Annotated in this window: 18 protein-coding genes; 5 read left to right on the top strand and 13 right to left on the bottom strand. The window is 68.9% G+C overall.

What is annotated here, in order from left to right; genetic code table 11:
- Positions 1 to 132 precede the first annotated feature (132 nt).
- Complete coding sequence (locus E1288_RS47270) at positions 133 to 297, bottom strand: hypothetical protein (protein WP_165968331.1); 165 nt, start codon at positions 295 to 297, stop codon at positions 133 to 135.
- 247 nt (positions 298 to 544) lie between these two features.
- Positions 545 to 2,605, bottom strand: coding sequence for a transglycosylase domain-containing protein (locus E1288_RS30505; RefSeq protein WP_328592506.1), 2,061 nt, complete (start codon positions 2,603 to 2,605; stop codon positions 545 to 547).
- Positions 2,606 to 2,903: 298 nt separating this feature from the next.
- On the opposite strand from E1288_RS30505, the gene E1288_RS30500 reads away from it, so the two are divergent.
- On the top strand, positions 2,904 to 3,284 hold the full coding sequence (locus E1288_RS30500) for a hypothetical protein (RefSeq protein WP_132491242.1): 381 nt from the start codon (positions 2,904 to 2,906) through the stop codon (positions 3,282 to 3,284).
- On the opposite strand, the gene E1288_RS30495 is transcribed toward E1288_RS30500, so the two are convergent.
- Both E1288_RS30495 and E1288_RS30490 read right to left on the bottom strand, forming a co-directional pair.
- Positions 3,277 to 3,699 (bottom strand): hypothetical protein, encoded by a 423-nt coding sequence (locus tag E1288_RS30495; protein ID WP_132491239.1) that lies wholly within the window; start codon positions 3,697 to 3,699, stop codon positions 3,277 to 3,279. The two genes, E1288_RS30500 and E1288_RS30495, sit on opposite strands and share 8 nt — an antisense overlap.
- A 289-nt stretch (positions 3,700 to 3,988) precedes the next feature.
- Complete coding sequence (locus E1288_RS30490) at positions 3,989 to 5,137, bottom strand: MFS transporter (RefSeq protein ID WP_328592505.1); 1,149 nt, start codon at positions 5,135 to 5,137, stop codon at positions 3,989 to 3,991.
- A 136-nt stretch (positions 5,138 to 5,273) separates the two neighbouring features.
- Between E1288_RS30490 and E1288_RS30485 the strand changes: the two genes are divergently transcribed.
- On the top strand, positions 5,274 to 6,518 hold the full coding sequence (locus E1288_RS30485) for a M14 family zinc carboxypeptidase (protein WP_132491233.1): 1,245 nt from the start codon (positions 5,274 to 5,276) through the stop codon (positions 6,516 to 6,518).
- Between the two features lie 147 nt (positions 6,519 to 6,665).
- Here E1288_RS30485 and E1288_RS30480 read toward each other — a convergent pair whose 3' ends face one another.
- The 3 genes from E1288_RS30480 to E1288_RS30470 all read right to left on the bottom strand — a co-directional run bounded on the left by E1288_RS30480 (position 6,666) and on the right by E1288_RS30470 (position 10,509).
- Entirely contained in the window at positions 6,666 to 8,078 is a 1,413-nt protein-coding gene (locus E1288_RS30480; protein ID WP_235883904.1) for an MFS transporter, read from the bottom strand.
- 111 nt (positions 8,079 to 8,189) lie between these two features.
- Positions 8,190 to 8,930 carry a DUF6319 family protein gene (locus E1288_RS30475; protein ID WP_132491230.1) on the bottom strand — a complete coding sequence of 247 codons (741 nt, stop codon included), beginning with the start codon at positions 8,928 to 8,930 and terminating at the stop codon, positions 8,190 to 8,192.
- Positions 8,931 to 9,012: 82 nt separating this feature from the next.
- Complete coding sequence (locus E1288_RS30470; protein ID WP_132491227.1) at positions 9,013 to 10,509, bottom strand: flavin-containing monooxygenase; 1,497 nt, start codon at positions 10,507 to 10,509, stop codon at positions 9,013 to 9,015.
- Positions 10,510 to 10,590: 81 nt separating this feature from the next.
- Here E1288_RS30470 and E1288_RS30465 point away from each other — a divergent pair, with 81 nt between their 5' ends.
- From E1288_RS30465 to E1288_RS30455, 3 genes are all read left to right on the top strand, one after another.
- Positions 10,591 to 11,202, top strand: a complete 612-nt coding sequence (locus E1288_RS30465) for a TetR/AcrR family transcriptional regulator (protein WP_235883903.1) — start codon at positions 10,591 to 10,593, stop codon at positions 11,200 to 11,202.
- 418 nt (positions 11,203 to 11,620) lie between these two features.
- Positions 11,621 to 12,436 carry a hypothetical protein gene (locus E1288_RS30460; RefSeq protein WP_132491224.1) on the top strand — a complete coding sequence of 272 codons (816 nt, stop codon included), beginning with the start codon at positions 11,621 to 11,623 and terminating at the stop codon, positions 12,434 to 12,436.
- 260 nt (positions 12,437 to 12,696) lie between these two features.
- A complete protein-coding gene (locus tag E1288_RS30455; RefSeq protein ID WP_235883902.1) occupies positions 12,697 to 12,945 on the top strand; it encodes a hypothetical protein in 249 nt (82 codons plus the stop codon).
- Between the two features lie 86 nt (positions 12,946 to 13,031).
- On the opposite strand, the gene E1288_RS30450 is transcribed toward E1288_RS30455, so the two are convergent.
- From E1288_RS30450 to E1288_RS30425, 6 genes are all read right to left on the bottom strand, one after another.
- Positions 13,032 to 15,248 carry a 3-hydroxyacyl-CoA dehydrogenase NAD-binding domain-containing protein gene (locus E1288_RS30450; protein WP_132491219.1) on the bottom strand — a complete coding sequence of 739 codons (2,217 nt, stop codon included), beginning with the start codon at positions 15,246 to 15,248 and terminating at the stop codon, positions 13,032 to 13,034.
- A gap of 14 nt (positions 15,249 to 15,262) precedes the next feature.
- Positions 15,263 to 16,477 carry an acetyl-CoA C-acetyltransferase gene (locus E1288_RS30445; protein WP_132491216.1) on the bottom strand — a complete coding sequence of 405 codons (1,215 nt, stop codon included), beginning with the start codon at positions 16,475 to 16,477 and terminating at the stop codon, positions 15,263 to 15,265.
- Between the two features lie 170 nt (positions 16,478 to 16,647).
- Positions 16,648 to 17,133, bottom strand: coding sequence for an HIT family protein (locus E1288_RS30440; RefSeq protein WP_132491213.1), 486 nt, complete (start codon positions 17,131 to 17,133; stop codon positions 16,648 to 16,650).
- Between the two features lie 248 nt (positions 17,134 to 17,381).
- Positions 17,382 to 18,701, bottom strand: coding sequence for a (Fe-S)-binding protein (locus tag E1288_RS30435; protein WP_132491210.1), 1,320 nt, complete (start codon positions 18,699 to 18,701; stop codon positions 17,382 to 17,384).
- Positions 18,701 to 19,957, bottom strand: coding sequence for an FAD-binding oxidoreductase (locus E1288_RS30430; RefSeq protein WP_132491207.1), 1,257 nt, complete (start codon positions 19,955 to 19,957; stop codon positions 18,701 to 18,703). The genes E1288_RS30435 and E1288_RS30430 overlap by 1 nt, the downstream gene beginning before the upstream one ends.
- Positions 19,957 to 21,441, bottom strand: a complete 1,485-nt coding sequence (locus E1288_RS30425; protein WP_132491204.1) for an FAD-linked oxidase C-terminal domain-containing protein — start codon at positions 21,439 to 21,441, stop codon at positions 19,957 to 19,959. Before E1288_RS30425 ends, E1288_RS30430 begins: the two co-directional genes overlap by 1 nt.
- Between the last annotated feature and the right edge of the window lie 205 nt (positions 21,442 to 21,646).

The raw sequence follows: 21,646 nt of genomic DNA, 5'->3' as shown, positions 1-21,646 counted from the left end.
GTACATTGTCGGTGACGGATCACACGCGACAGCTCATCGACCTCACTCCTTTCGGACGATCGCCCGCAGGATGCGGATCGCGCTGACGACCGAACCGGGCCCCAGGGCGATGCCGAGGAACACGTACAACGATCAGTCTCGAGCGCCCCACACGCCCCAGGCGAAAAGCGTGATCGACACGGCTATGTGGACCGCGAGGACCACGACCCTCGTCACCACGCGCTTCAGCGGAGCCAACGCGACTCCCACCCATAGCGCCGCCACCCCGAGGATGAGTACGAGCGCAGGAATGATCACTGTTCACCGACCATGGGCGGGATTTGGATGGAACATCCCTTCCGCGCAGAAAGTCATGAAGATATGGTCCTTCAGCTCTAATTAGAGATCAAGATTGATTCCCGACACATTCGCCAAAGCATTCGCATTACTGCAATCACGACACGAACGAACTCCTATGGCGGTACCTCGACCGCCGTTTTTCTTCTCATGAAAAAGCCCGTGCTCACGGTGTGAGCACGGGCTTCATGTCTTAGCAGTGCCAGGGTCAGCTGGGCAGCGCCGCCGGTGGCAGGCCTTCGTGGACCTTGGTCATCGCGGCGAACCAGGTCCGGGCCGGCACCTTGCCACCGTAGATGTTGCCGCCGTTCTTCCCGCACAAGTACGGGGGCGCGTCACCGCCGCCGTCGCAGATCCCCTGGGGGGTGCTGCCGTCGGCGTAGGTCAGGACCGCACCGGACATCTGGGGAGTCGCAGCGAGGAACGCTGCCGACTGGTGCGCCTGGGTCGTCCCGGTCTTGCCGATCATGGGACGATTCCAGCCGACGCTCTGCGCTGCCTGGCGCGATGTGCCGTCGGTGTCGTCCTTGCTCATGCCCTGCGCCAGGGCCGCCGCCACCTGCGGGGACACCGCCTGCTCGCATGCGGCCTCGTTGAGCTGCAGCGGGTTGCCGTGCCGGTCCTTGATCTCCTCGATCGGCGTCGGCGGGCAGTAGACGCCGCCGCTCATGATCGTCGCCCCGACGTTGGACAGCTCCAGCACGCTCGTCGGGGTGTAACCGAGGGTGAATGCGCCCCGGTTGCCCTTCTTGATCACGTCGGCCTGGGACGGGCCGTTCGAGCCATCGGCTTTCAGGGGAATGCCGCTGGAGTTGACCCCGTTCATGCCGACCCGCAACCCGAGGCGCGAGGCCATGTCCACAACGTTGTTGAGGCCGGCCCTTTCCGACAGTGCCACGAACGCCGTGTTCGGCGACGTGGCCAACGCCATCTGCAGCGTCCTCGGCCCCGGCTGCACGCCGTCGGCATTGGAGACGGTGTACGGCGCGGTGCCGTTCTTGTACACGCGAGAGGTGTACGACGGTGGCACGTCGATCGTGTCGTAGACGCTCATGCCCTGCTCGATCGCGGAGGCCGCGGTGAACACCTTGTAGACCGATCCTGCACCGAAGGGCTGCACCCGGCTGACGATGTCGTACGCCGTCTGGCCCTTGCTCGCGTCGTTGCCGTAGTCGCGGTTGGCGACCAGCGCCCGCACCTTGTGCTTGTCCTTGCCGGGCTCGACCATCGCCATCGCGTTGGCGATGCCTGCGGTCTGGGTCGGCACCTGGGCTTCGGCGGCGGCCTTGGCCGCGTCGGTGGCCTTGCGGTCGAGCGTCGTGCGGATGGTGTAGCCGCCGGTCTTCAGCTTGTCCTTGTCGATGCCGAGCCGGTTCAGGTAGTCCGTGACGTAGGTGCAGAAGAAGCCGTCGGTGGCACCGTCACCGACGCCGGCGCAACCGTTCGGCGGCCGGCCGAGCGGCGACATCACGCCGAGCGGTTCCTGCTTGGCCTTCTCCGCGTCTTCCTTGGTGATGCGGATGTTGTTGTTCGGGTCCGCCATCAGGTCGATCACGAGGTTGCGGCGCTGCATCGCGTCTTGCGGGTTGCTGTTGGGGTTCAGCGAACCGGGCTGGTTGACGATCGCGGCGAGCAGTGCGGCCTGGGCGATGGTCAGCTTGTCGGACGTGGTGCCGAAGTAGGTCTGGGCGGCCGCGCCGACGCCGAAGGTCTGATTTCCGAACGGCACCACGTTGAGGTATCCGGTGAGGATCTCCTCCTTGGTCATGGTGTGTTCGAGTTCGACGGCGATCTTCGCCTCGCGGAGCTTTCGGGCGATCGTCGATTCCTTGGCCTTCTCGGCCTCCACTTCGGAGTCCGCCGCGACGTGCACGAGGTAGTTCTTCACGTACTGCTGGGTGATCGTGGACGCGCCCTGCGCCGCCTCGCCGCTGCTGACGTTGGTCGCCAGCGCGCGCATGGTGCCGTGCCAGTCCACGCCGCCGTGGTCCCAGAAGCGCTTGTCCTCGACCGCGGTGATCGCGGCCTTCATGGTGTCCGACACCTGATCCGGCGGCGTTTCGATGCGGTACTGGTCGAAGAAGTACGCGATGGGTTCGCCGTCCTTGTCCATGATGGTGGACACCTGCGGCATGTCGCGCCTCGCCAGGGAACCCGACATCTTCGACATGGCGTCGGTCGTCTGGTTGACCATCGCCCCGGCCCCGGTCGCCATCGGCAGCAACAACGCCGCCACCAGCACACCGGCCAGGACGCACAGCCCGAACATCTTCAACAGCACGCCGCCGCGCACGCCAGCCCCAATCACCAAATGTCCACCCGACTCGACCGCCGATCGCAGGGCCCACCTGGGGCCTGCCCCCGCTCGTCCAACGATCGGCCCGGGAGCGTCCCGTCGGCATCGGCCGACGCCCGCTTCTCCCTAGCTGTCAGTCGATTCGTTGATATCACATCCGCTGATCCGCGCGGCGTTGCACCGAACGGCCGAGTCTCCGCCGACAGCCCCACGCTCCCGGCCGGGATCACTACACTTGGTGACCACCGGAGTCGATCACCGCGGAGGAGAAATGACCGACCCGTTCCTGGATTCGCTGGCCACAGCGCTCGCTGGGCAAGCCGCCACCGCGCTCGGCGCTGCCGGAAAGAAGGCGTTGGAAAAGGTCCGCGACCTCCTGCGCCGGAGGTCTCAGAACGATCCGGAGACGAGGGCCGCGCTCGAAGCCGCCGAACAGGATTCGGCGGGCCAGCCGCAGGTGAAGGCCCTGGCCGAACGACTGGACCAGGTTTGCGCGGAGGACGCCGAGTTCGCGGAGGAGCTGCGCACGGAGGGTGCCGAGGTGCACGAGGAGATCTCGGCCGCGGACAACGCGGTGGTCAACGTGAACCGCGGTGAGGTCAAGAACCTGATTCAGGCGCGCACCATCGAGGGCAACATCACGTTCAACTAGCGCGGCGATCCGACTTGTTCAGGTCGGCCAGGTACTGGTTGTAGGCGGCGAGCTCCGGATCGTCCTCCGCACCGACCGGCGGCGCCGGCGGCGGCACCAGCGGCCGCTTCCGGTGCACGGTCGGCTTGGCCTCGACCTGCGACGCGGCTTCTTCCTGAGGCGCGGCCTCCGCAGCTTCCGGCTCCGCCTCGTCCCGATCCCGGTGCGCTTCCATGCGCATCAGCCGGACCCACAGGAAGATCGTGAACACGCCGAACAGCGGCCACTGCAAGGCGTAGCCGAGGTTTTGGAAGCTTCCCCCTGCTTCGTGCGCACGGTCCCACTGCCACACGGCCAGGAAGCCGGTGGCGACCGTGGCCAGGACGAAAAGCGCGTGCAGAAGCAGCCAACGCGGGGTCAACAGGCTGCGGAACACACCCGAATTCTAGGCCGTCCCGAACGGCCGAGCGGCCGGGTGTCGTCACGGGCTGTTCACCCCGATCACCCGGGACCGGATTCGCCGATCCGCTGAAGCGCGATTCGGTCGGCTGAAATTCCACGAGATGTGTCCAACCACACACCACGGGTCTTACGCGTGGTGACAGGAAGGGAACCTTTCTGTCACCACGCCCGGCCCGGCGCGCGGGGCGGGTGACAGGAAGGTTCCCATGCTGCGGCTCTCCGGCCGACGGGCAGCGGTGGGTGACAGAAAGGTTCCCTTGCTCTCAATCCCGCCGGCGGTGGGAGGCGGCCAGGGGTGTGCCGATGGCGATGAGGATCGCCGCGACGGCGAAGGTCACCGGATAGCCGGACAGCGTGACCAGGGCGCCGAAGCCGATCGAGCCGAGGCCCTGGCCAGCGTCGTAGGCGATGTTCCAGGCGGTGCTGGCCACCCCGGACTCCGTGCGCTCGAACATCACGACCAGGGTGATGTTCTGGACCGCGCCGAACCCGGCCCCGAAGGCAGCCGCGCCGACCAGGGCCACCGGGTCCGCACCCCACGCCGCGACCGCGAGCAGGCCCGTGCCCAGGGCGGCCAGCAGCACGGCGGGCACCAGAACCCGGTTGTGCCCGAGCCGGTCGCCGAGCTGTCCGGCGGCCCACCGGCCGAGCATCGTGGCGGCGCCGAAGGCCAGCAACGCCGCCGGGGCCACCGATCCTGCGATGGCCAGCGGCAGGAACGCCGTGAGCCCGCCGGCCGCGATCGCGGCCGTGGTCATGACGGTCCACGACGGCAGCAGCGCCAGCGGGAACGCCGAAGTACCGGACCGCTCCACCGCCTTCGCCCGTACTCGCGACATGCCCAGCGCCGCCGCGGTCGCAGCCACCGGTAGCGCCCCGGCGATCCAGAACAGCGGGACGAAGCCGATCGTCTGCGTCAGCCACACGCCAGCGGGCAGGAAGAGGACGTTCGGCAGCCCGATCGACAACCCGTAGAGCCCAGCCGCCCGGCCGCGTTGCGCAGCGGGCACGAGCTCGGCCACCAGGGCGGCGCCGGTCACGGTGAGAAGCCCGAAGCCGACTCCTCGCAAGCAGGAGACGCCGAGCAGCAGCCACAGCTCGCTGGACAGCGCGTAGAGCGGGGTGGGCAGGCCGATCAGCATCGTGCCCAGCGCGAAAGCGATTCGGTGGTCGATGCGCTTGAGCAGCCATGGCATGCCCAGCTGGGTCAGAACCGTCACGAGCATGAAGACGGCGTTGGTCGCCCCGGCCGCGACTTCGCCCGCACCGCCCGCGACCGCCCACAGCGGGAGGACCGGCATCAGCAGCACATATCCGGCGAAACCGCCCACGGTCGCTACCAGAAGAAGCCGAAAAGACCGGTGCTGCAACGCCGTCCTGTCCTTGGCGGGGGATTCAACCGAGACTCGCACGAGTTCTTGATAGGCCCCGCGACCATGCTTTGTCCATCCGGTCCACGAAGTCCGAGATGCGCACTCATGGCCGATTGTGGCTTTCGCCAAGATCGGTTTGGCTTGGGCCGTCACTGCGACGGCGAGGAGTTTCTGCATGAATCGGATGCGAGCACTGGCGCTGGCGGCCGTGGTCGCGGGATCGGCGTTCGTTCCCGCAGCGGCCACCGCACCGCTGACGATGGCGGCCCCGCCGCCGTGCAGCGAGGAGCCCCGGGAGAACCCGATCAGCGAGTTCACCAGCTACGACGAGCTCCTCGTCGAGCTCGACCGGATCGAGCGGGTGAGCGCGGGTCGCGTCGCAGTGGAAACCGTCGGCGAATCCAACCGGGGCCGCGACATGCTCCTCGCGCGCGTCGGAACCGGTCCGAAGGTCGTGCTCGTCACCGCCGAGATCCACGGCAACGAGAAGACCGGGCCGGATGCGGTGCTGGACCTGCTCGACTTCCTGGGCACCTCGGATTCCAGCCGGGCCAAGCAGATCCGCGAGCAGCTGACAGTGGTCGCGATGCCGAAGATCAACCCGGACGGGGCCGCGCTCGATCGCCGCGGCAACGACATGACGTGGCAGGAGGTGCAGGCGCGCTTCCCGCAGCTGGCGACCGCGCCACCGTCCTGGAACTACTACACCGAGCCCCGGCAGGGCGACGACTACTCGGAGCGGCCCGGTTTCGACGTCAACCGGGACTACAATCCCGACCTCGACTACCAGCCGCAGCCGCAGGACTTCCCCGGTAGCAGCGACCGGCCGGGCTGGTTCATCAGCCCGGAGACGCAGGCGGTGCGCGATGTCTACCGCTCGCTGCAGGCCGAGTTCGGTGCGGTCGACACCTACATCGACCTGCACCACCAGGGCGCCTGCTACACCGTTCCGGGTACCGACCGGTTCGTGACCTTGAGCCTGTCCGGCAAGTTCGTCGCCGACCCAGCCACCCCGGAGGGCGCCGCGTACGCCGAGTTCGCCGACACCTTCCGGCCGGAGTACTCCAAGCAGCTCAACGTGGCCGCGTACAACGCGTTGCAGGCCGCGGCCAACCGCAATCCGGAATTCGGCAACATCACCCTCTACCCGCAGGACACCAACCTGCCGGGCACCGGCCTCGGCACGTTCCAGCTCAACGGCAGCGGCGCGGTGCTGTTCGAGGTGCGCGGCCAGACCCAGACGCTGGGCGAGCAGCATCGCGCGATGCTGACCCGGGCCGTCTACATCGGACTCGACGGGATCCTCTCGTCGGTCGCCAGCGGCCAGGTCGAGCACCTCGACCCCGCCGCCTACGACCGCATCCCGCCCACCGACCGCGGCAAGCAGACCATGACCGCCACCACCGACATCGAGAACTGACGAACCCGGCACACGACTGGCGGCGCTCGCCGGCTGCGTTCCTGCGCGGCGGCGAGCGCCGTTCGTTCGATACCGGATGCCTCCGGAAAACACCTGGTCACAGCGCCTTCCCGGATGGTGGGTGACAGGAAGGTTCCCATGCTCGCATCAGGTTTCTGGCGGCTGCCGGGGTTCGGTGGTTCGAATCGCGAGCTGGGCACATGCCGCTGCGGCCAGGGCTGCGGCGGCTAGTGCGAAGGCGACCGTGCTGAAGGCGGGCGCCGCTTCCGATCCACTCGCTGGCGCCAGATCCAGGTAGATCGCGCCGAAGGCCGCGACGCCCACGGCACCGCCGATCTGCAACGTGGTGTTGAACAGTCCGCTCACGTCCGGTGCGTGGCGGGTTTCGACGACGCTCGTCAGGTGGTCGAGCGTGGCGCTGAACGCCGCTCCGTACCCCAGCCCGCCGAGACCGAGCAGGACGATCAGCAGGGGCCCGTTGGCCGTGGCGGCCCACCACCGGCCCGAGCCGATCCCGGCGAAGGCAGCGGCGAGCAGCAGATTCCCGGCCGGTGCCGCCGATCTCCTCAAGCGTGCGGGCATCCGGCCGAGCAGCGGGCCCGAGACGCCGAAGGCGGCCACCCAGGACACCAGGACCAGCCCGGAATAGGTTGCGCTCTCCCCCAACCCTTGCTGGAGGTGGAGCGCCAGCACGAACAGCAGCGCGAAGTACGTGGCCCGCACTGTGGTCTGCGCGACCATCGCCCACGCCACCGGCGCCCGCCGCAGCAGGCTCAGCTCGACCAGTGGCCGAGCGGCGCGGCGCTCGACCACGACGAACAGCGCGAACGCTGGCGGGCTGGCCGCCAAGCACAACTGCATCCACACTGGCCAGCCCATCTCCCGCCCCAGGATCATCGGGCCGATGAACAACGCGAGCGCCGCGGCCAAGACCGCCGCTCCTGCCAGATCCAGTCGCTCCGTGCTGCGTCCCCGGTCCGCGGGCAGGAAGAACCAGGCGGTCACGAACAGGGCCGCGCCGATGGGCACGTTGATCAGGAAGACCGGACGCCACCCGGAGCCGAACAGGTCCGCGGAGACCAGCAGGCCGCCGAGCACCTGCCCGATCACCGCACTGCCCGCGAGGGTCACCGCGTAAAGCCCCAGCGCTCGGGGGCGTTCGTCGTCCCGGAAGTTCAGCTGGATTCCGGTCAGCACCTGCGAGGTCATCAACGCCGCCCCCGTGCCCTGCACGATCCGCGCGCATATCAGCAGAAAGGGTGTTGGCGCGAGCCCGCAGCCCAGCGACGCGAGAGTGAAGACCGCCAGGCCGAGCAGGAAAATCCGCCGGTAACCGCGCATCTCGCCCAACCGTGCGCTGGTGATCAGCAGCACCGCGAAGCTGAGCGCGTACCCGGAGACGATCAGCTCCAGCTCGGCGCCCGAGGCGGCCAGGTCATCGCGGACCGACGGCGCGGCCACGTTGACGATGGCCACGTCCACGTTGCCGAGGAACATCCCACCCAGCAGCGCGGTGAGCTGCCCGCTGGAGCCACGCCGCCGCGACACCGTTTCGGTCATCAAACTCCTCTTCACCATGTCCCGGCCTGATGCCTGGCATGAGTGAATCGGAGCGCGACGACAGATGCTGGCGGGCTTCGGACACGGAAATCCGGCTCAGCGAAGTGGGGCTCAGTTCCCGAGTTCGTCGAGCGCCGCCTGCGCCGCGGCGAGCTCCGAGCGAAGTTGCTCGACGCGCAGGCGCTGCTGCTCGCGAGCGGCGTCGATCAGCGGTTCCACCGCTGCTGCGACGTCGTCGTGCAGTGCCTTCGCTGCTTGCGCAACCGCGTTCGCGGCGACGGGTGTCGGACGCACCACGCGCTTCTTACCGGCGCTGACCTCGACGCTCCACTGGCCGTCCTGGTCCGCCGTCAGCGTCACCGTCGCCCCGCCGATCGGCTTCGCCTGCCGTGGTTTGCGGCGTGCCGCCGACTCCGCAGCCGGTTTCGCCGACGCAGCGGCCGGAGCCGCGGCGGCCTTGGGCTTCTCCGGAGCAGCAGGCTTCACCGCAGCAGCAGGCTTCACCGCAGCGGCGGGCTTCTCCTGCGCCGCCGGTGGCTTAGCCGGAGCCGGTGCCGGGGTGGCAGGGCGTGGCTTCGCGGCAGGTTTCGCCGGCGGCTCGGGTGGCGCCGCTTTCTTGCGGGGTGGTTTGACCTTCGTGACCTCCGCGGCCGAGAAGGACAGCACGTCCTTCGAACCGGCCGGGCGGACCTGGATGAAGTCGCCCTCGGCCGGTTCGCCGAGCGCGACGACCTTGCCGGAGCGGCCTTCCTGGACGCCCACGGCCGAGCCGGTGAACCACACCGTCGGCGTGGTTCCGGCGTTCAGCTCTTCGCGGATTCCGCGCAGCTCATCGGACGACAGCGGTGACATCGCCACCCCTTGCTCAAGGGTGAGCCCCTTCGGGGCTGTTAGACAGTGACGCCACGACTATATCGAACGCCCGTGCGAAGCTTCAACGGGATTGACCGGCGGTCGTCTCGTAGTCCGCCAGATCGGCCTTCCGGGTGCGCTGCCAGTACTTCCAGGTGAATCCGGGCCAGATCGTGCGGTTCACGCCGTTCTCGTCGAGGTACCAGCTCCGGCACCCGCCGGCCGACCACACCTCGTCGGCAAGCTCCGCCTGGATCTCGGCGTTGAACGCGTCCTGCACCGACTTCCGCACGTCGATCTGCCCGATCTCGTCGCGGCAGATCGGTCGCAGGCAGCTGAGCACGTAGTTGATCTGAGACTCGATCATGAACACCACGGAGTTGTGCCCGAGCCCGGTGTTGGGCCCTAGCAGGAAGAACAGGTTCGGGAAGCCGGAGACGGTCATGCCCAGGTAGGCCTCCATCCCGTTGCGCCAGGCGTCCTGCAGCTTGCGCCCGTCGCGGCCGACGATGCTCAGGTGGTCGAACGCGTCGGTGACGTGGAAGCCGGTGCCGTAGATGATCGCGTCGACCTCGCGCTCCTCGCCGTCGCCGGTGACCACGGATCGCGACCGGACCTCGGCCACCCCGCTGGTCACGAGGTCCACATTGGTCCTGTTGAGCGCCGGGTAGTAATCGCTGGAGAGCAGGATCCGCTTGCAGCCCATGGCGTAGTCCGGGGTCACCGCCGCGCGCACCTTCGGGTCCTTGACGGCCTTGCGGATGTACCGCTTGGACAGCTGCTCGGCGAACTTGCCGAGGCGGCGGTTGAACACCGCGAAGTAGCGCGCTTCGAGGGTCCAGTACAGCGCCGCGCGGGCGGCCCGCTGGACCAGCGGGACGTTGCGGAACAGGCGCTGCACCGACTCCGGGATGGGCCGGTCGGGCTTGGGCTGGATCCACGGCGGGGTGCGCTGGAACAGGTGCAGCTGCGCCACTTCCTTGGCGATGCGCGGCACGAACTGGATGGCGCTCGCCCCGGTGCCGATCACCGCGACCCGCTTGCCCGCCAGGTCGAAGTCGTGGTTCCACTCCGCGGAGTGGAACACCTCGCCCTCGAAGCCTTCCACGCCGGGCAGTTCCGGGTAGCTCGGGATGTGTAAGGCGCCGACGCCGGACACCAGCGCGCGGCCCACGTACTCGGTTCCGTCCGCAGTGGACACCGTCCAGGTGTTGGCGTCCTCGTCATACTCGGCGCCGGTGAACTCGACGCCGTAGTGGATGTGGTCGCGGACCCCGTACTTGTCCGCGCAGTGCTGCAGGTAGTCGGAAATCTCGCCCTGCCTGGCGAACATCCGGGACCAGGACGGGTTCTGCTCGAAGGAGAACGAGTACATCAGGGACGGCACGTCGCAGGCGCAGCCCGGGTAGGTGTTGTCCCGCCAGGTGCCGCCGAGGTCGGCGGACTTCTCCAGCACGATGAAGTCGCTGATCCCGGCCTGCTTGAGCCGGATCGCCATCCCGAGCCCGGAGAAGCCGGTCCCGACGATGATCACCGAGGTCCGGTATTTGCGCTGGTCCTGCGTTTGCCGTTGCACCATCAGGTCCTCCTCCGACACCGGAACGACTGACTACCCGACAGTAGCTTACTACGAGTAGGTTACTTGCGGTAGGGTGTTTCCGTGGAGACGCAGCAGGCACCGACCACCGGACGCAAGCGGATGCCCCGAGCCGAGCGGGAACGCCAGATCCTCGCCGTCGCCGAGCAGGTGTTCGCGGCGGACGGCTACCAGGGCACGTCCATGGACGACATCGCGGCACGGGTCGGCCTGTCCAAGCCGATGCTCTACGAGTACTTCGGTTCCAAAGAAGGGCTGCTGCTCGCCTGCCTGCAACGGGCCAAGCGCGAGCTGCTGGAAGCGACCACGGTCGCGGCGGCCGGCGCAGCCACCCCAGAGCAACTGCTGCACAACTGCCTGCTGGCCTTCTTCAAGTTCAGCGACGACCACGCCCAGGCCTGGGCGCTGCTGCGCAACGAGTCCGCGGTGCCGAGTTCATCGGTGAGCAGCGAGCTGGAATCGATCCGCATGCAGCAGATGGAGTTCACCTCGGGACTGATGGGCGCCGCGCGCCCCGACCTCGATCCGGTGCAGTTGGAGGCGTTCGCGGAGGCGATCATCGGCGCCTGCGAACGCCTCGCCCTGTGGCGGGACCGCCGCCCGGAAATCACCGCCGAACAAGCCACCGGACACCTGATGGCCCTGTTCGCCCCGAGCCTCACCCCGGTCCCCTGACACCACCCGCCCGCAAGTCGTCCCAGCCGCCGACGGCCCCGGAGCGCCGGTTGGAGCATGGGAACCTTCCTGTCACTCCACGCCGGTCGCAGGGCTGCGCCTTTGGAGCATGGGAACCTTCCTGTCACCTCACGTCGAGCGCACGCTCGCACCGTTGGAGCATGGGAACCTTCCTGTCATCCATCCCCGAGCTGGGACGCCGCGCGGTGTTGTCAGCGCGAGATCGCGGGGCCGGAATGCCGAGGCAGCAGGGGCCGAGGTTCTGACCTGAGCAGCGGCCCGTACCCGAATTTCACTCGTTCGGGCGGTGATCGGAAGTTGGGGGTCAAGATCCACCGGACGTTCTCCGATGCCGAGTCAGCCGTGCCAACACGCCAGACCCAAGGAGAACAGTTTGCGCCCCTGGACCACGCGCACAGTGAAGGCAGCCGTTGTGGCCGCGGGGTTCGCCGCAGTCGGAACCGGTGCCGCCTCTGCCGCGGAGAGCACCGACCTCCCGAAGCCGGACCTGTCGTCCGTTCCGGACAACATCGGGGTCCTCGCCCCGTTGAACGCCTGCCAGATGCAGAACGGCCCCGGGTACAGCTCGACGAAGGCTCCGTGCGCGGACACCCAGCTGTACGCGAACACCCCGAACCTGGTTAAGAAGGTGGGCGCGGACATCACCACCACCGCCCACGGGATTGGCGGTGAGATGCGGGACGGCCGCCCGGTGCTCGCGCCCGGCAAGCCGAACCGGGTGCTCGGCCACGTCTTCGCCGAGACCACTCGCGTCGAGCAGATGACGAAGAACCGCCCGACCATCGGCGGCTCGGTGGCCCCTGACCACCTCGGTGTGGCCTCCGAACGCATTCCGGAAGCCACGCTGCTGGACGCCGAGGTGGGGCCGCGCGAGCCCGGACACCAGGGCATGTCCGCGCTGGACACCGCGGTCGAGCTGACCGCGGCCCAGGGCTACGCGACGGAACCGCTGGCCAACCCGGTCGGCGCGGTCGCCCCCGCTCTGCAGCGCAATCCACTGCAGAACTCCGGCAAGCAGGTCGCCCTGCCGCAGCCCGAGAAGCTCGTGCCTGCGCTCGAGAAGACCCCGGTGACGTCGGAGCTCAACAGCGGCCTCAGCGGCGGCGCGAGGGACGTCGCGCAGCAGGTCACCGGAAGCCTTCCGAATGCACCGGTGCACCGGATCACCGGCCAGCTCCCGTCGGTCGGCGACGTGGCCCGCACGCTGCGCTGAGCACGATCGGATCAAGTGGTCCCGGACATCGTTCCGGGGCCACTTTTTCATTTCCGCGCAACGAACAAGTAACGCTCCACAATGGATTTCTCACTCCATCGTGGGAACTTGCCGGAACACGCCCGGAGCGGTTCGACTTCGCCTGCGGGCATGGCGCAAACTCTGCCGCGCGGTCGCCGTTGCACGGGGCCTGTTCCCGCGTTTTCCCGGTCGCCGCAAGGGATGAACCCACAATGTTCAGTCACCTAAGGAGAAGCACAGTGCGTACCGGTGCTCGTATTGCTGGTGTTGCCGCGGCCGCCGCTGCGATGATGGCCATCGCCTCCCCGGCCTTCGCCGACAGCGCGAACAACAATGGCATCAACCTGCTGGACGACAACAACGTCAGCGCCATTCCGGTGCAGTTGTGCGGCAACAACGTTGCCGTCCTCGGCGCCGTGGTTCCGATCGTGTCGCCGCAGATCAACCACTGCGTCAACGCGCCGATCGTCGACCACCCCAAGCGCTGAGCAGGACCAGCGGAAAAGGCGCCGGGCCTGCGTTGGCCCGGCGCCTTTTCACGTCCTCGAGTTCGCCGGCTACGAAGCCTCGCGCGTCACGCCGCCGTGGCCGCGACGATGCCCCCGTCGGGTTCGCCGAGGTCGAACGGCTCCCCCGCCTCTGCGCGGCGAACCAGGGAGGCCGGCGGCTCGAACCGCTCGCCGTAGCGTTCCGCCAGTTCCCGGCAGCGCGCGACGAATCCGGCCAGCCCGCCCGAGTAGCCGTTCATGTACTGCACGACCCCGCCGGTCCAGGCGGGGAACCCGATGCCGAAGATCGAGCCGATGTTGGCGTCCGGCACCGACCGCAGCACGCCCTCGTCGAGGCACTTGACCGTTTCCAGTGCCTCCACGAACAGCATCCGCTCCTTGAGGTCGGTCAGGCTCACCTCGGACGGATCACGCTCGGCCGCGCCGAAGTGCTCGGCCAGTCCCGGCCACAGCCCGACCCGTTTGCCGTCGACGTAGTCGTAGAAGCCGGCGCCGCTGGAGCGGCCCTTGCGGTCGAACTCGTCGACCATGCGGTCCAGCACCAGCTCGGCCGGGTGCGGCGTCCAGGTCCCGCCGGCGGCCTCGACGGCACGCCTGGTCTCGTCGCGGATCTTGCGCGGCAGTGTCAAGGTCAGCTCGTCGAACAGCTGCAGGACGGGCGCCGGGAATCCGGCCTGCGCGGAGGCCTGCTCGATGGACGCCGGGTGCACGCCTTCGGCGAGCATCGAGACGCCCTCGTTGACGAACGTGCCGATGACGCGGCTGGTGAAGAAGCCGCGGCTGTCGTTGACCACGATCGGCGTCTTGTTGATCTGCTGCACCACGTCGAACGCGCGCGCCAGGGCCCGGTCGCTGGTGTGCTCGCCGCAGATGATCTCGACCAGCGGCATCTTGTCGACCGGGGAGAAGAAGTGCAGGCCGATGAAGTCCTCGCGGCGGCGCACGCCCTCGGCGAGGTCGGTGATCGGCAGCGTGGAGGTGTTGGAGGCGATCAGCGCGTCGCCATCGATGACGTCCTGCACCTCCGAGTACACCTGGTGCTTGATCTTCGGGTCCTCGAAGACGGCCTCGACGACGAGGTCGCAGCCGGTCAGCGGGTCGAGCTGGTCGGTGGGCGTGATCCGGGCCAGCAGCTCGTCCGCCTTGGCCTGCGTCGAACGCCCCTTGGCGATGGCCTTCTCCAGCAGCTTCGCCGAGTAGTCCTTGCCCTTCTCGGCCGCCGCGAGCGAGATGTCCTTGAGCACGACCTGCATGCCGGCCTTGGCGCACACGTAGGCGATGCCCGCGCCCATCATGCCGCCGCCGAGCACCGCGACCTTCTCCGCGCGCCATTCGGGTTCGCCGGCCGGGCGACTGCCGCCGGAGTTGATGTGCTGGAGGTCGAAGAAGAACGCCTTGCTCATGTTCTTGGCGGTCTGGCCGCAGACCAGCTCCACGAAGTAGCGGCCCTCGATGGCGAGCGCGGTGTCGAAGTCGACCTGCGCGCCTTCCACCGCGGCGGCGAGGATGTTGCGCGGGGCGGGCAGCGGCGCGCCCTTGAGCTGCTTGCGGAGGTTCGCGGGGAACGCCGGGAGGTTGGCGGCGAACTTCGGGTTCGACGGCGTGCCACCGGGAATCTTGTGTCCCGGCCGGTCCCAGGGTTGTGCCGCCTCGGGGTTGGCCTTGATCCAGTCCTTGGCGGCCGCGACCAGCTGCTCCGGCGTGTCGACGAGCTCGTCGACGATGCCGATCTCCGCGGCCTTCTCCGGGCGCAGCCGCTGGCCCTGCAGCAGCACGTTCAGCAGGGCGTCGGCGATGCCCAGCAGGCGGACCGTGCGGACCACGCCGCCAGCGCCGGGCAGCAGGCCGAGGGTGACCTCGGGGAAACCGAAGCGGGCCTTGGGGTCCTTCAGCGCGATGCGGTGGTGGCAGGCCAGCGCGATCTCCAGGCCGCCGCCGAGGGCGGTGCCGTTGAGCGCGGCGACCACCGGCACGCCGAGGGTTTCGAGGCGGCGGAGCTGCCGCTTGACGCCGGTGGTGGTTTCGGCGACCCGTTCGGCGTCGCCGGGGCGGGCCTGGACCAGCTCGCGCAGGTCACCGCCGGCGAAGAAGGTGCTCTTCGCGGAGGTGAGGACGACGCCGGTGATGTTGCCGCGCTCGGCCTCCAGGCGCTGCAGGGTTTCGTCCATGGAGCGCTGGTAGCGCTCGTTCATGGTGTTGGCCTGCTGCTGCGGGTCGTCCAGGGTCAGCACGACGATGCCGTCGGCGTCGGACTCCCAGCGGATGGTGTTCTGCTCGCTCATGTGTGATGTGTCCTTCAGCCGATCCGTTCGACGACAGTCGCGATCCCCATGCCGCCGCCGATGCACAGCGTGGCCAGACCGTAGCGCTGGTTGCGGCGTTCCAGCTCATCGATGAGGGTGCCCAGGATCATCGCCCCGGTGGCTCCCAGCGGATGACCCATGGCGATGGCCCCGCCGTTGACGTTGACCTTGTCGTGGGCGACACCGAATTCCTTCATGAACTTCAGCGGGACCGCGGCAAAGGCCTCGTTGATCTCGATCAGGTCGATCTGGTCGATGCTCAGGTCGGCCTTGGCCAGCGCCTTGCGGACCGCCGGGCCGGGGCCGGTCAGCATGATCGTCGGATCGGCGCCGCTGAGCGCCGCGGCCGCGATCCGGGCGCGGGGGCGCAGCCCGGTGCGTTCGCCGAGGGATTCGCTGCCGATCAGCGCCAGCGCGGCGCCGTCGACGATGCCGGAGGAGTTGCCGGCCGTGTGGACGTGGTCGATGCGCTCCACCCAGTGGTACTTCTGCAGCGCGACGGCGTCGAATCCGCCGAGCTCGCCGATGTCGGCGAAGGACGACTTCAGCCCGCCGAGGCTGTCGGCCGTGGTGTTGGCGCGGATGTGTTCGTCACGGTCGAGGACGGTGACGCCGTTGCGGTCGGTCACCGGGACCACGGAGCGGGCGAAGCGGCCGTCGGCCCAGGCCTTGGCCGCGCGGGTCTGCGACTCGGCAGCATAGGCGTCCACAGTGGACCGGTCGAAGCCTTCGCTGGTGGCGATCAGGTCGGCGCCGATGCCCTGCGGCACGAAGGAGGTGGCGAAGTTCGTTTCGGGGTCCATCGCCCAGGCTCCGCCGTCGGAGCCCATCGATACCCGGGACATGGATTCGACGCCGCCGGCGAGCACGGCGTCCTCCCAGCCGGAACGCACCTTCTGGGCGGCGATGTTGACGGCCTCCAGGCCGGACGCGCAGAAGCGGTTGATCTGCACGCCGCTGACGGTGTCGGGCAGACCCGCGGCCAGCGCGGCGGTCTTGGCGATGTCGCCGCCCTGATCTGCGACGGGCGAGACCACGCCGAGCACGACGTCGTCGATCAGCGCGGGGTCCAGGTCCGGGTGGCGGCGCTGCAGCTCCTGGATCAGGCCCACCACCAGGCTGATCGGCTTCACCCCGTGCAGCGACCCGGTTTTCTTGCCGCGACCGCGTGGTGTGCGGATCGCGTCGTAGACGAACGCCTCGGACATGTGTGGCGTGCCTCCTCGTTGCGGCAGGTGCTCCACCCAGAGTGTGACACCAACACTGTCACAGTCAATGGGGGTGGGGCTTGCCGAACGATCAGTTGTGCCCGGATGGGCGGTGCGAGCATGGGAACCTTCCTGTCATCCCGCCCCGAGCGGCGCCGGAGCGAAACCGGTCAGGAAGCCGATCCCACCCCGCTCAGCTGCTCGCGGAATCGGGCGCAGATCGCTTCCACCGCTGCTTCGTCCGGCATCGCACTTTCGGTGAACATCGCCATCTGCAGCGCCGGCCCGTAGCCGTCGAACCGCTCCATCAGGTCGCGGGTCGCGGGCTGCACGACGAAGTGGATGTGGCCGGGCGTGCCGCCGGAATGCGACCACAAGCAGACGTAGACCTGTTCCGGGCGCACGACCTCCTCGACCGCCGCAGCGACGCGCCGCAGGAGCGGGCCGAGCTCCGCGCTCTCCGCATCGGTCAGCTCTGCGATGTGCAGGACGTGGCGGAATGGCTTGACCAGCAGCGTTCCGACACCCAGCGGACCCACGCAGTGCTCGACCACCCAGGATTCGGTCTGGTGCACTCGGCCGCCCGGGAGCCGGGCCGCACCGTTGGAGAGGTCGCAGGCCAGGCACTCGCCCGATGCTTCACGCCACGCGTCCACCGCTCTGCCCCTCCCTGCCGGATCGACCGCCTTCGCAGCCGATCGCTGCGTGCCGGTGACAGGAAGGTTCCCATGCTCACGTTCGCGCCTCAGAAATGACAGGAAGGTTCCCATGCTCCATGCGTGGTGACAGGAAAGTTCCCATGCTTGCAGCCGGCACAGCCCGGGTCTCAGGCGGCGAGGGCCCTCGCGGCCATGAGCGGCACGAGCCCTGCGAGGCCGAGGCTTCGGTCTCGCAGGGCTTCGGGTCAGCCTCGCAGGAGCGTTTCGACGCCCTTGCCGCGGATGGATGCGTCGAGCACCTGCACGGTGTGCGCCATCGCCAGGCGCTCGCCGCGGCGCTCGAGCGCCGTGCGGATCTGCATCGAGCACCCCGGGTTCGCCGTCACCAGCAGCTTCGCGCCGGTGGCGAGGACGTTCTCGGCCTTGCGATCGCCCAGGTCGCGCGCTGCCTCCGGCTGGAGCAGGTTGTAGACGCCTGCGGAACCGCAGCACAGTTCGCCCCGGTTGATCTCCTTGAGCTCCAGCCCGGGGATCGCGCGCAGGAGTTCGCGCGGCTGCGACCGGATGCCCTGGCCGTGCGCCAGGTGGCAGGCATCGTGGTAGGCGATCTGCACCGGCAGCGGGTGGCGCTCGGCGACCGGGCCCAGCTCGGCGAGCAGTTCGGAGATGTCGCGCACCCGCGCGGAGAAGCGTTCTGCGCGCTCGGCGTATTCCGGGTCGTCCTGCAGCAGTCGCGGGTATTCCTTCAGCGTGGAGCCGCAGCCGGCCGAGTTGATGACGACGTAGTCCACGCCGGATTCTTCGAAGGTGTCCAGCAGCTGGCGGGCGAACTTCACCGCTTCGGGTTCGCGCCCGGAGTGCTCGCTGAGCGCGCCGCAGCAGCCCTGCGCCGGCGGGATGACGACGTCGCAGCCTTCTGCGGAGAGGATGCGCGCCGTTGCCGCGTTCACGTCGGGGAAGAACGCACTCTGCACGCAGCCGGTGATCATGCCGACGGTCGCGCGTCGCTTGCCGCGCGCCGGGATCCGGTTGCCCAGCTTCGGCGCGCGACTGATCGGCGGCGCCAGGGACTCCATCACCTGCAGCCCGTCCGGCAGTTTCGCGAGCAGCCCGGACCGCTTGAGCAGGTTGCCGATGCCGAGCCGCTGGTACAGCGCGAGCGGTCCGCGCATCGCCTTGAGGCGGCGCGGGTACGGGAACAGCGTGAAGATCGCCGTGCGCAGGAGTCGTTCCCAGCGCCCACGCTGGTGGTTTCGTTCGACCTGGGCCCGCGTCTCGGTGATGAGCGTTCCGTACAGCACCCCGGACGGGCAGGCGGTCACGCAGGCCATGCAGCCGAGGCATGCGTCGAAGTGGCCGACCATCGTGTCGGTCATGGGCTCGCCTTCGAGCCCTTCCTTCATCAGGTAGATGCGCCCGCGCGGCGAGTCCATCTCCTCGCCCCACAGGTCGTAGGTGGGGCAGGTGGGCAGGCAGAAACCACAGTGGACGCAGTCGTCGACGAGCTCGCGCTGCGGCGGGTGCAGCGCGTCGAAGGCGCCCGGGCGGGCCGGCGTCTCGGTCATCAGATTCCTCCCACGAACCGGCCGGGGGCTAGCCGGTGTTCCGGATCGAACTGGTCCTTGGTTCGACGCATCAGCGTCAGCAGTCCGGGCGCGATCGGCCCCCACGGGTCGATCGCGGCGTCCTGCGGCGCGCGGAGCAGTACCGCGTAGTCGCAGCTGGCGCGCAGCGCTTTGACGAGCTCGGCGACGGCGGCGGCGTCCGCGTCGCCGGGCAGCCCGGCGTTCAGCACGCCGAGGCCGGCGGCCCCGCGGATCGCCAGCGGCAGGACGTTCGCCGCGGCGGCGTCTTGCGCGGCGCTGAGCAGTCGGGGCAGCGCGGTCGGCTCCGCGCCGAAGCGCAGTCCGATCCCGTCGGCCGGGTCGAACGGGTATTGCCCCCACCACGAAGGGGCCTGCTCCAGCACTTCCGCGCCGTGCCCGATGGCGGCGGCCAGCTCGACCGCGCGGTCGTGCGTGGCGGTGGGCCTGCCTTCGAGCTGCGCGCAGACCGTGATCGGCCCGCCGGGTTCGGTCCGGTCGAGCTCGATCGCAGTGGGCATGGCCTGGGAGTGCCGGACGATGTCGGCGGCGGTCGCGGCGCTTTCCGGGTCGTCGGCGGTGACCGTGATCCAGCGGTGCTCGGCGGCGACCGGGTGCAGCCGGAACACGGCTTCGGTGATCACCCCGAGCGTGCCGAACGAGCCGGTGTAGAGCTTGCCGAGGTCGTAGCCCGCGACGTTCTTCACGACCTTGCCGCCCGCCGTGGTCACCGTGCCGTCGGCCCGCACGACCGTGATGCCGATCAGCAGGTCGCGCACCCCGCCGAAGAGGTGCCGGGACGGCCCTGCGGTTCCGGTCGCGATGATGCCGCCCAGCGTCGCCGTCGGCAGCGGCTGGTCGATCGCCAACTGCTGCCCGGCGGCGCGGGCAGCGCTGTTGACCTCGGCGATCGGCGTTCCGGCCAGAGCGTGCACCACGAGGTCGCCCGCGGCGTGGTCGACGATGCCACTCGCGGCCGACGCGTCGAGCAGCAGGTCCACGGTGTCCGGCGCGCAGCCCCAGCCGAGCTTGCTGCCCGATCCCCTGGGCACCACCCGCAGGCCGTGCTCGGCGGCGATCTTCATCGCCACCGACGTCCGCTCCGTTGCGTCCACAGTGGCCACCCAGTGCGGGCGGACGCCGGACACGGCGTCGGCCTCCGTCGCTTCCCGCACGCATTCGGCGCCCAGCGCGGCCACCAGTGCTCCGTGCGCGGCGTCCTTGGTCGTAGTGGGCATCAGAACTGGTCCGCCAATCCCGCTTCGGTCAGTGGGTGCACGCCGCGCCGGGGCCCGGGCACTTCGCCGCAGAGCCTCGGCGTCGGGAAGACCTTGCCCGGGTTGCAGATTGCGACCGGGTCGAAGGCGCAGCGCACGCGTTGCATGGTGTCCAGGTCGTCGGCGGTGAACATCCGGCCCATGTACTTGACCTTGTCCGCGCCGACCCCGTGCTCGCCGGTGATGGAACCGCCGTGCTCGATGCACAGGTCGAGGATCGCGCCGGAGACCGCTTCGGCGTGCTCGTTCGCGCCCGGCTCGGCATCGTCGAAGAGCACCAGCGGGTGCAGGTTCCCGTCTCCGGCGTGGAAGACGTTGGCGACCCGCACGCCCGATTCGGCGGACAGCCTGGCGATCCGGCCGAGCACCTCGGGCAGCGCGGTCCGCGGGATCACCCCGTCCTGCACGATGTAGTCGGGGCTGATGCGGCCCACCGCGGCGAATGCGGACTTGCGGCCCTTCCAGATCATCGCGCGTTCGTGATCGTCGGCGGCGACCCGGATTTCGAACGCGCCGTGCGCCTCGCAGTGCCGCTTCACCTCGGTGAAGGTGTGCTCGACGTCGGCCGCGGGGCCGTCGAGTTCGACGACCAGCACCGCGCCGGCACCTTCCGGGTAACCGCACTGCACGGCCTGTTCGGCGGCTTCGATGGCCAGCGCGTCCATCATCTCGATCGCCGCCGGGGTGACGCCGTCGGCGATGATCGCCGACACCGCCGCGCCCGCCTCGTCGGTGGACGGGAACCCGGCCAGCAGGGTCTGCACAGCCTCGGGTTTGCGCAGCAGCCGCACGGTGATCTTGGTGACCACGCCGAGCGTGCCTTCGCTGCCGATGAAGGCGCCCAGCAGGTCGTAGCCCGGGGTTTCCCGCGCGTTGCCGCCGAGTTCGACGATGTCACCGTCCGGGGTGACGATCTCGAGGGCGAGGATGTGGTTGGTGGTGAAGCCGTACTTCAGGCAGTGCGCGCCGCCGGAGTTCTCCGCGACGTTGCCGCCCACCGAGCAGACCTGTTGGCTGGACGGGTCCGGCGCGAAGTAGTAGCCCTGCGCGGCGACGGCCTTGGTGACGTCGAGGTTGATCACGCCCGGTTCGACGACGGCCCGCTCGTTGGCCAGGTCGATCTCCAGGATCCGCCGCATCTTCGAGGTCACCACGAGCACGCCGGAAGCGTGCGGGAGCGCTCCGCCCGACAGTCCGGTGCCGGAACCTCGGGCGACGAACGGGACCTGGTGCTCGGCGCAGATCCGGACGATCTCCTGGACCTGCTCGGCGGTTTCCGGCAGCACCACCACGGCCGGCACGACCCGGTAGCTCGCCAGCCCGTCGCATTCGTAGGTGCGCAGCCGCTGCGGGTCGGTGATTACCGCGTTGGGCGGCAGTGCCGCGTGGAACCGCTGCACGACCTGGTCGAGCGCCGGCTCGGTCGCGGTGCTGGTCGACTGCATGCTCAGCCTCCCGGTTACTTCCGTTTTACGGAATGACCCTTCCGGTCATCGGGAACCCTAGGTTGTTCACAACATAGATACAAGAGGTGGACAAGATGTTCCGCCGCCGCGTACAGCACCAGGATCGCCCCCGGCTCCCGCCGTGACCAGAGCAAGGGAACCTTCCTGTCACTTCCACCGCAAGACGAGCCCTCGCCGGGCGCGA

Source organism: Saccharopolyspora elongata (assembly GCF_004348985.1).
Lineage (GTDB): Bacteria > Actinomycetota > Actinomycetes > Mycobacteriales > Pseudonocardiaceae > Saccharopolyspora > Saccharopolyspora elongata.
Note: the sequence above shows the minus strand (reverse complement) of the source record. Positions and strands in the feature narration are given on the sequence as shown.